At 65.7% G+C, this 12,591-nt stretch carries 11 protein-coding genes; 9 read left to right on the forward strand and 2 right to left on the reverse strand.

Annotation, left to right across the window (positions count from 1 at the left end):
* Positions 1 to 516 precede the first annotated feature (516 nt).
* The 6 genes from ACZK33_RS15250 (at position 517) to ACZK33_RS15275 (ending at position 4,858) form a co-directional block, all read left to right on the forward strand.
* A complete protein-coding gene (locus ACZK33_RS15250) occupies positions 517 to 876 on the forward strand; it encodes a GntR family transcriptional regulator (protein ID WP_006453095.1) in 360 nt (119 codons plus the stop codon).
* Positions 876 to 1,751, forward strand: a complete 876-nt coding sequence (locus ACZK33_RS15255; RefSeq protein WP_032130455.1) for an ABC transporter ATP-binding protein — start codon at positions 876 to 878, stop codon at positions 1,749 to 1,751. The genes ACZK33_RS15250 and ACZK33_RS15255 overlap by 1 nt, the downstream gene beginning before the upstream one ends.
* A complete protein-coding gene (locus ACZK33_RS15260) occupies positions 1,748 to 2,776 on the forward strand; it encodes an ABC-2 transporter permease (protein ID WP_423174805.1) in 1,029 nt (342 codons plus the stop codon). The genes ACZK33_RS15255 and ACZK33_RS15260 overlap by 4 nt, the downstream gene beginning before the upstream one ends.
* Positions 2,777 to 2,801: 25 nt before the next feature.
* Positions 2,802 to 3,689, forward strand: coding sequence for a DUF4097 family beta strand repeat-containing protein (locus tag ACZK33_RS15265; protein ID WP_032130457.1), 888 nt, complete (start codon positions 2,802 to 2,804; stop codon positions 3,687 to 3,689).
* 31 nt (positions 3,690 to 3,720) lie between these two features.
* A complete protein-coding gene (locus tag ACZK33_RS15270) occupies positions 3,721 to 4,326 on the forward strand; it encodes a YggN family protein (protein WP_189720891.1) in 606 nt (201 codons plus the stop codon).
* A gap of 106 nt (positions 4,327 to 4,432) precedes the next feature.
* Positions 4,433 to 4,858, forward strand: coding sequence for a hypothetical protein (locus ACZK33_RS15275; RefSeq protein WP_125892130.1), 426 nt, complete (start codon positions 4,433 to 4,435; stop codon positions 4,856 to 4,858).
* 104 nt (positions 4,859 to 4,962) lie between these two features.
* Here ACZK33_RS15275 and ACZK33_RS15280 read toward each other — a convergent pair whose 3' ends face one another.
* The gene (locus ACZK33_RS15280) at positions 4,963 to 6,390 is read right to left on the reverse strand and encodes a class II fumarate hydratase (RefSeq protein WP_049422057.1); all 1,428 of its coding nucleotides are present in this window, start codon (positions 6,388 to 6,390) and stop codon (positions 4,963 to 4,965) included.
* A 294-nt stretch (positions 6,391 to 6,684) separates the two neighbouring features.
* On the opposite strand from ACZK33_RS15280, the gene purB reads away from it, so the two are divergent.
* Positions 6,685 to 8,052 carry an adenylosuccinate lyase gene (gene purB / locus ACZK33_RS15285; RefSeq protein ID WP_423174804.1) on the forward strand — a complete coding sequence of 456 codons (1,368 nt, stop codon included), beginning with the start codon at positions 6,685 to 6,687 and terminating at the stop codon, positions 8,050 to 8,052.
* Positions 8,053 to 8,242: 190 nt separating this feature from the next.
* On the opposite strand, the gene ACZK33_RS15290 is transcribed toward purB, so the two are convergent.
* A protein-coding gene (locus ACZK33_RS15290) for an IS3-like element ISStma2 family transposase (protein ID WP_423174462.1) occupies positions 8,243 to 9,594 on the reverse strand; the annotation gives its coding sequence in 2 pieces (ribosomal slippage) (positions 8,243 to 9,147 and positions 9,147 to 9,594; 1,353 coding nt in all).
* A 564-nt stretch (positions 9,595 to 10,158) separates the two neighbouring features.
* Between ACZK33_RS15290 and ACZK33_RS15295 the strand changes: the two genes are divergently transcribed.
* Positions 10,159 to 11,571 (forward strand): ribosomal protein uL16 3-hydroxylase, encoded by a 1,413-nt coding sequence (locus ACZK33_RS15295; RefSeq protein WP_032129624.1) that lies wholly within the window; start codon positions 10,159 to 10,161, stop codon positions 11,569 to 11,571.
* A 9-nt stretch (positions 11,572 to 11,580) separates the two neighbouring features.
* Positions 11,581 to 12,477 carry a GNAT family N-acetyltransferase gene (locus tag ACZK33_RS15300; protein WP_423175636.1) on the forward strand — a complete coding sequence of 299 codons (897 nt, stop codon included), beginning with the start codon at positions 11,581 to 11,583 and terminating at the stop codon, positions 12,475 to 12,477.
* The last annotated feature ends 114 nt before the right edge of the window (positions 12,478 to 12,591 follow it).

The raw sequence follows: 12,591 nt of genomic DNA on the forward strand, positions 1-12,591 counted from the left end.
TCCACCCCGGGCTTTGCGCGGCGTGGCGAATGTGCTGCCCGGGCGCCATCGAAGGCGCAGTGATGACATAGCATGGACATCACTGAATGGAAGGCCGCCCCGAAAAGCCCCCTGCAGAAGATTCATTTCCCTTTTAAATCAATCGACTAAAGGGATGTTTCAGCAATCTGACCACCCCTGCCATCAGTTGGGGACGGCAAGGGGTTGCACGTAGGCGTGCCGGTGTTATAGTTGCATACAACACCAGTCACCTGAGACAGGGGGAAGCCATGAACGTCCGGATCCGTCGCAACCTCACCGCACCCGCGGCCGTCGCTATTTCGACCCTGCTCGTGCTGGCCTGGTGGGCCACGCCCACCGCCCCTGTTTCCGCCGCTGCTGAAAGTGCGCAGGACGCGACTCTCTCCCCCGCAGGGAACGCCCCATCCTCCTCCCCCCTTCCCCGCGTCGGCTGCACAGCGCGCTGTCCATGCCGTATTTCTCGTTCGCCCAGCCGCTGACCCCACGGAGCTGAATATGAGCGACATCCAGTGGAGCGACGGCGCTCCCATCTACCGTCAGTTGAAGGAGCGCGTGATCGCCATGATGCTCGACGGAATCCTCAAGCCGGGCGATGCCCTGCCTTCGGTGCGCCAGGTGGCCGCCGACTATCAGCTCAACCCCATCACCGTTTCGCGCGCTTACCAGGAGCTGGCCGACGAAGGCCTGGTCGAGAAGCGCCGCGGCCTGGGCATGTTCATGACCGAGCAGGCGGCCACGCAGCTGCGCAGCAGCGAGCGCGACCGTTTCCTCAACGAAGAATGGCCGGCGGTTCTGGAGCGCATCCAGCGCCTGGGCCTGAGCCTCGACGAATTGCTGCCCCAGGGGAAAGTCTGATGAATAGCACTGCAAGTGAGTCGGTCATCACCGCCCGAGGCCTGCGCAAGGCCTACAAGACCACGGTCGCCCTCGACAACGCCAGTTTCAGCATTCCAAGCGGACGCATCGTCGGCCTGATCGGGCCCAATGGCGCCGGCAAGACCACCGCGCTGAAGGCCATTCTTGGGCTGACGTCGGTGGAGGGTGAACTGAGCGTGCTCGGCCGCGACCCGCGACTGCACCGCGACGAACTGATGAACGACATCTGCTTCATCGCCGACGTCGCCGTGCTGCCGCGCTGGCTGAAGGTGCGCGAGGCGATCGATTTCGTGGCCGGCGTCCACCCGCGCTTCGACCGCGCCCGCTGCGAGCGCTTCCTGGCCAACACCAAGCTGCAGCCGAAGCAGCGCGTGCGCGAGCTGTCCAAGGGCATGATCGTGCAGCTGCACCTGGCGCTGGTGATGGCCATCGATGCCCGCATCCTGGTGCTGGACGAGCCGACCCTCGGCCTGGACATCCTGTACCGCAAGGAGTTCTACCAGCGCCTGCTGGAAGACTACTTCGACGAACAGAAAACCATCATCGTCACCACCCACCAGGTGGAGGAGATCGAGCACATCCTCAGCGACGTGATGTTCATCCGCGATGGCCGCATCGTGCTCGACGCGGAAATGGACGACGTCGGCCAGCGCTATACCGAGCTGCTGGTCAATGCCGACCAGCTGGACACCGCGCGCGCCCTGAAGCCGATCGACGAGCGCAGCCTGGCGTTCGGCAAGACGGTGATGCTGTTCGATGGCGTGCCGCGCACCCAGCTTTCCTCTCTCGGCGAGACCCGCATCCCGGGCCTGGCCGACCTGTTCGTCGCCATCATGAAGGGGACCTACGCATGAATGCCGTCAACCACCCCATCAGCCCGATCGGCACCCTGCGCTGGCTGCTCAAGCGCGAGTACTGGGAGAACCGCGGCGGCTTCCTGTATGCCCCGTTGATCGCGGGCCTGATCTCACTGGTGATGAGCATCGCCGGCATTGCCTTCGGCCTGTTCGCGCTGAACCGTGCAGCACGCGACGGCGGCCTGCACATCGATGGCGAGAACGTGAACATCAACGGCCTGAACCTGGCCCTGCTCACCCGTAACATCAGTGCCAAGGACCTTGCTGATCTTGGCAACGGCCTGGACCTGACTCTGGTACTCAGTTCAAGCTGGCCGTTCGTGGTGCTGGCCTTCGTCGTGTTCTTCTACTGCCTGGGCGCCCTCTACGACGATCGCCGTGACCGCAGCATCCTGTTCTGGAAGTCGTTGCCGCTGTCGGACACGCAGACCGTGCTGTCCAAGGTGATCAGCGCACTGATCGTGGCACCGTTGTTCGCGGTCATCGCCGGCATCCTCACCATGTTCGGCTTCATGCTGATCATCAGTGCCGTCGCGCTGCTGCACGGTGGCAGCCCGATGACCCTGATCTGGGGCCCGGCCAGCCCGCTGACCCTGGCCGCTGGACACCTGGCCTGGATTCCGGTCTATGCCCTGTGGGCCCTGCCCACCGCCGGCTGGCTGCTGCTGTGCTCGGCATGGGCCAGGAGCAAGCCGTTCCTGTGGGCGGTAATGTTGCCGCTGTTTGCCGGCATCATTGTCAGCTCCACCAAGATGATGCCGCTGTTCGGCCTGACCACCGGCTGGTTCTGGCAGAACATCGTCGGCCGCCTGCTGCTGGGCGGCGTGCCCGGCATGGACCTGCTGTATCGCCTCGGCGCCGACGAAGCATCGCGCCGCGATCTGGACTCGGTCGTCAGCCTGATGTCCCCCGCCTCGCAGCTGAAGTCGCTGGCGATGCCGGAGCTGTGGATCGGCGCCGTCGTCGGTGCAGTGTTCATCTTCCTTGCCATCCGCCTGCGCAAGCGCGCCGGCGAGATCTGATCCCATCCATCCGGAGGCACCACCCATGCGTTCTTTGCTCGCCTGTTCTGCGTTGTTGCTGTTGCCGTTGTCGGCGCTGGCCGCCGATGCTCCGAACTGCAAGTTCACTGCCGCCCGCGCACTGAAGCTGGACGTGGCTGGTGCCAGGACGGTGGTGTTCGAGGTCAATCAGCATGACCTGAAGGTGGTCGCCAGCGCTGGCGGCGGCCAGCTGGACGGCCGCGCCTGCGCGTCCAGCCAGGAATGGCTGGACCAGCTGGTGCTGGAGCAGCGCAAGGTCGGCGACAAGCTGGTGGTGAGCCTGCGCCGCGACGGCCGCCAAAGCGGCATCAGCCTGGGCAACAGCTACGCCTGGCTGGATATCCGTGGCAGCGTGCCGGACAACATGCCGCTGCAGTTCAAGATCGGCTCGGGCGATGCCAGCGTGGAGAACGCACAGTCGCTGAGCGTGGACGTGGGTTCCGGTGATGCCGTGGTCCGCGGTACCCGCGGCAGCATCCACGCTGCAGTGGGTTCGGGCGACCTCAACATCGATGGCGGCAGCTCCCTGAATCTGCTGTCGCTGGGTTCCGGCGACGTCACCGTACGCAACATCAGCGGCGATGCCAGCACCGGTACCGTCGGCTCCGGTGACCTGAAGATCAGCGATGTGCGTGGCAACGCGCGGCTGGATACCGTGGGCTCGGGTGATATCGAGTTCAAGCGCGTGCAGGGCAGCGTTGAAGTGGGCGTGGTCGGCTCCGGCGGGGTCGATCTGGCCGACATCGGCGGCAATGTGCATGTCCGCAGCCACGGCTCGGGCGACATCAACGTCGACGGCGTGCGCGGCACCCTGACCGTCGACCACAGCGGCAGCGGTGACGTCGATCATCGCAACGTCAGCGGCCGGGTCACTCTGCCGCGCAGCAAGTAAACCCTCTTCCAGACACTACCAGGGGAACACCATGAACCTGTTGCGCCTGTTGCCCACTGTGCTGCTGTCCCTGCCGCTGATCGCCTGCGGCGGCACGTCGTCAGCACCCGACAAGACCGTTGGCAAGAGTGTGGCCGAAGCCACAGGCGGCGTCGGCGAGACCGTCAGGAACGCCATGGACGATGCCCGCAAGGATATCGCCCAGGGCAACATCAAGATCTCGGCGGACAAGCAGCCGCGTGCGGAGATCACGCCGGATGGCCGCCTGCTGATCGCGGGCAAGGAGATCGCCGCCAACGATATCCAGCGCCGTCATCTGCAGGACTACCGCGGCCACGTGGTCGCCATCGCGATGGACGGCATGGATGTCGGCCTGGCCGGCGCCAAACTGGGTGCCAGTGCTGCCGGCGAAGCGCTGAAGGGCATTTTCAGTGGCGACAGCGAAGGTGTCGAAAAGCGCATCAATGCCGAAGCCGAGAAGATCGAAGCCCAGGCCAAGCGCATCTGCGACCGCCTTCCGGCGATGCTGGCCAGCCAGCAGGCGCTCGCACGTGAACTGCCGGCATTCAAGCCCTACGCGACCATGGACCAGGGCGACGTGGACGACTGCGGCAAGGACACCGTGGTCCAGCGCTAGGCCTGTGACAGATCAGCGCACCCGGCCGGCAGCGGCGTCTGGCTGCCGGCCGTAGTGCGCCGCCCGGCTTACAATGGCGGCCCCGGACGCCCCCGAACCGAATGTCATGAAGAAGCTGTTTCTGCTGTTGACCGCCCTGCTCTGCCTCGGCCTGGCCGGCTGTGACCAGGAGTACCGCAACCACCGCGCCGAGCGTGGCAAGCCCAAGATTTCCGTCAGCGAAGGCATGGTCACCGTGCGTCGCCCGCCCGCGCCGAACATCATCATCCTCGCCGACGGCACGATGAAGATGGACGAGATCCAGATTCCGCTGGACGACGGGCAGAAACAGATGCTGCAGACCATGTTCGGCAAACTGCAGGTGCTGCGCCAGAACACCCTGGTGGCCGCACCGGCCGATCCCAACATGCAGCCGGTGAAGATCCAACCGCCGGAGGGCATGGACGTGATTCCGGCGGACCTGATCCAGCGCATCCCGGAGTTCAAGGATTACACCGACACCTTCGGCAACATCGTCGCCGACCGTCGCTGAAAAAAAACGCCGCCCAAAGGGCGGCGTTTCTGCTTTCTGTAGAGTCGAGCCATGCTCGACTCCGGAACAACAGTCGAGCATGGCTCGACTCTACAACCGGCCGATCAACCGCCGGCGCCGCCGCCACCGGCCTGGATGCCACCGGCGGTCAGCGCGGTCGGGTCCAGCAGGCGACGCAGCTCGGCCTCCTCCAGTCCACTGTCCTCCAGCGCCACATCCAGCACCGGGCGCTGTTCCTTGTATGCACGCTTGGCAATCGCCGCAGCCTTCTCGTAGCCGATGATCGGGTTGAGGGCGGTAACCAGGATCGGGTTGCGCGCCAGCGCCTCGGCAACGCGGTCCTCGCGCACCTTCAGCCCGGCAATCGCACTGTCGGCCAGCAGGGTGGACACGTTGGCCAGCAGGCCGATGCCATCGAGCAGGTTCACTGCGATCAGCGGCAGGGTGACGTTGAGCTGGAAGTTGCCGGTCTGCCCGGCCACGGTGATCGCAGTGTGGTGACCGATCACCTGTGCACAGGCCATCACCGTCGCTTCCGGAATCACCGGGTTGACCTTGCCCGGCATGATCGAGCTGCCCGGCTGCAGCGCCGGCAGTTCGATCTCGCCCAGCCCGGCCAGCGGACCGGCGTTCATCCAACGCAGGTCGTTGGCGATCTTGATCAGCGCCACCGCCAGCGCATTGAGCTGACCGGAAAGCTCCACCGCGTCGTCCTGTGCGGCCAGGCCTTCGAACTTGTTCTCGGCACTGTCGAACTTGAAACCGGTCTGCTGCTTCAGTGCCTTGGCCACCTGTGCACCGAAGCGCGGATCGGCATTGATGCCGGTGCCGATGGCGGTGCCACCCAGCGGCAGCCGGCGCACGCGCTTGAGACTGTCTTCGATACGCTCCTGCGCCGACGCCAGCTGCGCCGCCCACGCGCCGAATTCCTGCTCGAAGGTCAGCGGCATCGCATCCATCAGGTGGGTGCGGCCGGTCTTGACCACCTTGCGCAGGCTGCGGCCCTTCTTGTCCAGGGTCTTGCGCAGGTGCACCAGCGCCGGCAGCAGCTGCTCATGCGTCGCCAACACCGCCGACACCCGCAACGCGGTCGGAATCACGTCGTTGGAGCTCTGGCCCTGGTTGACGTGGTCATTGGGGTGCACACTGGTCTTGCCCGCCTTGCCGGCACGGTTGGCCAGGGTGGCGATGACCTCATTGGCATTCATGTTCGACGACGTGCCAGAACCCGTCTGGTAGACATCGATCGGGAACTGCGCGTCCCAGTTGCCGGCGGCCACTTCGGCGGCAGCGGTCTGGATGGCCTTGGCCACGTTCTTCGGCAGGTGGCCCAGTTCTGCGTTGACGCCCGCGGCGGCGCCCTTGACCAGGCCCAGGGCACGGATGAAACCGCGCGGCATGCGCTGGCCCGACACCGGGAAGTTCTGCACGGCACGCTGGGTCTGGGCGCCCCACAGGGCGTCCGCAGGCACCTGCAGCTCGCCCATGCTGTCGTGTTCGATTCTGAAACCCTTGCTTGCAGCTTTGCTCATTGCATCAACTCCGCACTACTTCAGTTGGGGAAAGGGAAGCGGCGGCTGGCAGGGTGTCGCTTCCCGGGCTGGCGGCTGCGCCAACGATACTCCCTTGCCCGCAGCGTGGGATGACGAGGGCGGGCCAGATCGTTTCATCCGCAGGGCCGATCTGCACGCGCAAGGGGTAGTGCCGTCCGCTGGCCGGCAATCCATGGAATCGTGGGCCGGGCGTGGTTGCCGGCCAGCGGCCGGCACTACCTCACCGGCACGTCGTAGAATATGGCCCCCGCCGCTCGCCCCAGCCCTGCCGACATGTCCGATTCCGCCCTGCTCGCCCTGTCCCCGCTCGATGGCCGCTATGCCGGCAAGGTCGACGCCCTGCGCCCGATCTTCTCCGAGTACGGCCTGATCAAGGCCCGCATCACGGTCGAAGTGGAGTGGCTGCTGGCCCTGGCCGCCGAGCCGGGCATCGTCGAACTGGCCCCGTTCTCCGACGCCGCCGTCGCTCGCCTGCGCGCCCTGGCCGCCAGCTTCAGCCCGGTCCAGGCCGCGCGCGTGAAGGAGATCGAACGCACCACCAACCATGACGTCAAGGCGGTGGAGTACTTCATCAAGGAACAGCTGAAGGACGACGCCGAGCTGGCCCCGGCGCTGGAATTCGTGCATTTCGCCTGCACCAGCGAAGACATCAACAACCTCAGCTACGGCCTGATGCTGGAACAGGCCCGCCGCGAGGTGCTGCTGCCGACCCTGGACGGCATCGCCGGCACCCTGCGCAGCCTGGCCCACGCCCAGGCCGGCCAGCCGATGCTGTCGCGCACCCACGGCCAGACCGCCTCGCCGACCACGCTGGGCAAGGAACTGGCCAACGTGGTCGCCCGCTTGGAACGCCAGCGCAGGCAGATTGCCGCGGTCGAACTGACCGGCAAGATCAATGGCGCGGTGGGCAACTACAACGCCCACATCGCCAGCTACCCGGACGTGGACTGGCCGGCCTTCGCCGAGCGCTTCGTGACCGGCCTGGGCCTGGTGTTCAACCCGTACACCACGCAGATCGAACCGCACGACAACATCGCCGAGATCGGTGATGCCGCACGCCGCGCCAACATCATCCTGATCGACCTGGCCCGTGACATCTGGGGCTATGTTTCGCTGGGCTACTTCAAGCAGCGCCTGAAGGAAGGCGAAGTCGGCTCGTCGACGATGCCGCACAAGGTCAACCCGATCGACTTCGAGAATGCGGAAGGCAACTTCGGCATTGCCAACGCGCTGTTCGAGCACTTCAGCGCGAAGCTGCCGATCAGCCGCTGGCAGCGTGACCTGACCGACTCCACCGTGCTGCGTGCGCTGGGCACCGCGTTCGGCCACAGCCAGGTGGCGCTGGATTCGCTGGCCAAGGGCCTGGGCAAGCTGGAAGTGAACCCGCAGCGCCTGGATGCCGATCTGGACGCGGCCTGGGAAGTGCTGGCCGAAGCCGTGCAGACGGTGATGCGCCGCCATGGCCTGCCGAACCCGTACGAGCAGCTGAAGGCGCTGACCCGCGGCCAGGGCATCACCGCCGAGTCGATGCGCGCGTTCGTGCAGGGGCTGGAGCTGCCGGCGGATGCGAAACAGCGTCTGCTGGAGATGACCCCGGGTAGCTACACCGGCCTGGCCGAGTCGCTGGCGAAGAAGATTTAAGGAGTTTCCTTTGCGGCGGCGGCCGCGGGCGCTGCCTGCGGCAGGCTCTACGGCAACGGCAACGGCAACGGCAACGGCAACAGCAACGTCAAGAGCGGCTCTGGATTGCTGCTAGCTGGGCGGGACGGGTTGGATTCGCGGGACACGCCGTGAACCCGTCCTTGAAGTGACCCCCGAGACTTGGACGGGGTCAGGCGGCCGATTGGGCCTGCTCCCGGTACTTTATCGGGCTCAGACCTTTCAGTTTCAGTTTGATGCGTTCTTCGTTGTAGTACTGGATGTATTCCACCAGCCCAGCCTCCAGACTCTCGAGGCTGTCAAAGCTGTTCAGGTAGAAGAATTCCGACTTCAGCGTTCCAAAGAAGCTCTCCATCGCCGCATTGTCCAGGCAGTTGCCGCGCCGGGACATGCTTTGCTTCAACGAGTGCTTTTCCAGCATATGCCGGTAGTTTTCATGCTGGTACTGCCAGCCCTGGTCGGAGTGGATCATCGGGCGCTCATCCGGGGAAAGCTTCTTGATGGCCTCCTCCAGCATTTGGCCCACCAGATCAAATACGGGCCGACGCTTGATCTGATAAGCCACGATTTCACCGTTGTAGAGGTCCATGATCGGCGACAGGTACAGCTTCATGCCCTGCACCTTGAACTCGGTCACGTCAGTCACCCATTTCTGGTTGGGGCGCTCGGCATGGAACTGGCGATTGAGGTCATTGCCAACCACAACATTGGCCGCCCCCTTGAAGGCCTGGTAGCGCTTCACACGCACCCGCGATTTCAGCCCCATCTCCCCCATCAGGCGCTGAACCCGCTTGTGATTGGTCCGATGGCCCTGATTGGCCAATTCCAGCGTCACCGTGCGATAGCCATAGCGCCCTTGGCTTTGATCGTAGATTGCACGGATGCGCTCGCACAGGGCTGCCTCATCCTGATCCGGATGGGCCAGGACATGGTTCTGGTAATAGAACGTACTGCGTGACAGCTCAGCTGCTTCGAGCAGAAGCGACAGCGTATGAACCTGCCTCAATCCTTGGACGGCTTGCGCTTTGCGTCCTGCGCCGCCTGCTCTTCCCGGATCAAGGCATCGAGTTTTTTTAGGTAGTCGGTCTCCGCACGCAGATAGGCGACTTCCTTGAGCAGCTCATCGCGGCTCATATCTTCAGGTGGCTTGGACGAACGGGTCTTTTTCATCGGCTTTCGGGGCGGCGGCGGAGGGGGTGCCAACGCTTGGGCACCGCCTTGAGCATACAGGCGCCGCCATCGCCCCACCGCGCCGGCATCGCCAATTTGAAAGTAGGTGGTGGCCTCCCGCCCGGACATGCCGTCCTGGCTCATTTTCTCCAGGACAGCCAGCTTGAACGGGAGGTCATAGGACCGGGCCTGGCGATGAAATCCCCGCCAGCCATGCAGCCGATAGGTCGCCACCCAGCGCCTGACCGTGGAGAACTCCAGGCCGTGGCGACGGGCAATGGCTTTGACCGATGTGGAGGTCTTGCAGGCCTCTTTGGCGACCTGCAGTTTGAAACGCGCGTCGTATTTGTTCATGTATCCCTCGGGGTTGGATCTGGTGTCCAACTCCCGGGGGTCACTTCACCTTGGGGGCTCGATGGCGCCATCCATGGCGCCAACGGTCCCGCGAACCCAACCCGCCCCACCTCTGACAGATTCCCGGTGACGGATCGAAGAGCATTGGGTTGTCGGGACGGAATTTGAAAGAGGGACGCGGCTTCGCCGCGTCCCTCTGTTGTTTTGGCATGAGCAAGCGCAGCGCGCGACCCGCTTTTGCCTTTGATCTTCTTCTTCCATTCCGTGGCGGGCCGCGCAGGAAACTGTCAGGGGCCGGGCGGGTGGGCCATGCAGGGGCGTTGGCGCCATGGATGGCGCCATCGAGCTTACAAGGACGTACTTGCAGCGTCCCCTGCATGGCCCACCCGCCCGGCCAAGCGCGGCTTTTGATTCTGAACCACCCCGCCACGAGGGGCTCCGCCGTTGGCCGGACACCCCGCGACAAACCCGCGCACGTGCGCAATCCCGGCGAACGGCGGACAATGGAGATCTCAGGCGGCCCGCCGCGCCGCCCCTCCCGCTTTCCGCTGCAAGGATTCCCCCATGGCTGCCCGCAAGTCCTCCGCCCCCCTCATCGAAGTCACCGCCCGCCCCGGCCAGCCGCTGGGCATGGCGCCGGCCACCTTCCTGCGCGACTTCTGGCAGAAACGCCCGCTGCTGATCCGCAACGCCTTCCCCAACTTCCAGACCCCGGTGCAGCCGGAAGACCTGGCCGGGCTGGCCTGCGAGGAAGGCGTGCTGGCACGCCTGATCGAGCACGACAAGACCCAGGACGGCTGGCGCGTGCGCACCGGTCCATTCCAGGAAGACGTGTTCCCCGCCCTGCCCGACCACGACTGGACCCTGCTGGTACAGGACGTGGACAAGTGGGACCCGGACGTACGCGCCCTGATCGAGCACTTCAGCTTCCTGCCGCGTTGGCGCATGGATGACGTGATGATCAGCTTCGCCGCCACCGGCGGCTCGGTCGGCGCCCACGTCGACCAGTACGACGTGTTCCTGCTGCAGGCCCATGGCCATCGCCGCTGGCAGATCGATGCCAGCGAATCGATCAAGGGCAAGCAGCCGCCGCTGGGCTTCCGCCCCGACGTGGAGCTGAAGCTGCTGAAGGTGTTCAAGCCGACCCACGACTGGGTGCTGGCGCCGGGCGACATGCTGTACCTGCCGCCGAACGTGCCGCACCACGGCGTCGCCGAAGATCCCTGCCTGACATTCTCGTTCGGCATGCGCGCGCCGTCTTCGGCCGAGCTGATCAGCGACTACCTGGACACCCTGATCGCCGATGCCGACGAGAACATCCGCTACCAGGATGCCGACCTGAAGGTGCCGGCCGACCCGAACGAAATCGACACGGTGGCGATGGCGCGGGTGATCACCGCGCTCAACGCCATCCGCATGAACGACCCGGACAAGCTGGGCGACTGGTTCGGCCGCTTCATCACCACCTACCGCGCGGCCGGCGAAGTGATGGCCCACCAGGCCGCACCGGCACAGGAAGAAGTGGTCCAGGCCCTGGCATCGGGCCTGCTGCTGCAGCGCCACCCGTGGGCCCGGCTGGCCTGGCGCCGGGCCAAGCGTGGCGCCAGCCTGTATGTCAGCGGCCAGGACTTCGCGCTGCCGGTGAAGGACGCGCAGCGCCTGGCTGGCACCGAACAGCTGGACGCCGCCGCTTATCGCGGCCTGTCCGACAAGGGCCGTGCCGTGGTCCAGCAGCTGCTGGTCGGCGGGGTGTTCCAGCTGATCGACCCGAATGAGGTATACGAGGCCGAAGACGAGGACGACGGCGAGGATGCCGTGGTGCTCGGCGAGGTCGTCGAAGGCCGCGACCGCGTGGATGCGATCGACGCCGACGCGGTGTCCGACGATGTCCACTCCGTGACCGTACACGACGACGGCATCGAGGTCATCGTCAACTTCGAGGACGACGAGGAAGACGACAGCGCCGGCCGGGCCTGAGCCATCGCCATGATCCGGGTCCAGCAGGTCAGCCACGCCGATGCCCACGCAGCCATCCACGAGGTACGCCAACGCGTGTTCGTGCAGGAACAGGGCATCGCCGCCGAGCTGGAACGCGATGCGCTGGACCCGGTCAGTGCCCATGTGCTGGCGCTGGACAGTGACAACCAGCCGGTCGGCACGGGCCGGCTGGCCCCGGATGGCCGCATCGGCCGCATGGCGGTGCTGGCCAGCCATCGCAGCCGCGGGGTCGGCGAGGCCCTGCTGGAAGCACTGGTGGAGGCCGGGCGCCGGCTCGGCCTGGCCGAGCTGTATCTGCATGCCCAGCTGCCCGCCCGTGACTTCTATGCCCGCCAGGGTTTCCTGCCCGAAGGCGAGGTGTTCGAGGAGGCCGGCATCGGCCACCAGCAGATGCGCCGCCGGCTGGGCACGGCCAGCGCCATCGACAGCCGCTCCGAGGCGGTGGCCATCACCACGGCCATCATCCACCGCGCCCGTCGCCAGCTGTGGCTGCACAGCCGCCAGCTGGACCCCGGGCTGCTCGACGCGCCCCCGGTACAGGCCGCCCTGCGCCGCTTCGTCACCGCCCGCCACGACAAGCAGCTGCGGGTGATCGTGCACGACGCCGCCGCGATCGCCTCTAGCGGGGCGCCGCTGCTGGCGCTGGCCCAGCGCCTGCCCAGCGTGATCCAGTTCCGCGAGGTCACCGACCCGGTCGACCGTGCGCTGGCCTCGGCCTGTCTGCTCAACGATGCGGGCGACTTCTACTTTCGTCTGATCGGCCATCGCCTCGACGGCGAAGCCGGCATCGCGCTGCCGGCACGTTCGCAGCCGTTCGAGCAGCAATTGCAGCGCGTCTGGGACCGTTCGCGTGATTGCAGCGAACTGCGCGCGCTCGGCATCTGAGCGGAGCGGGCTGACTCAACCTGTCTGGAACCGGCACCGGGGGACGCGCGATACCTCTGGTGCTGCCCCTTCGTGTCCGGTTGGGGGTACAATTTGGCTGTTTGAACGCGCCCG

This window comes from Stenotrophomonas sp. 86156_Sma (genome assembly GCF_056481625.1).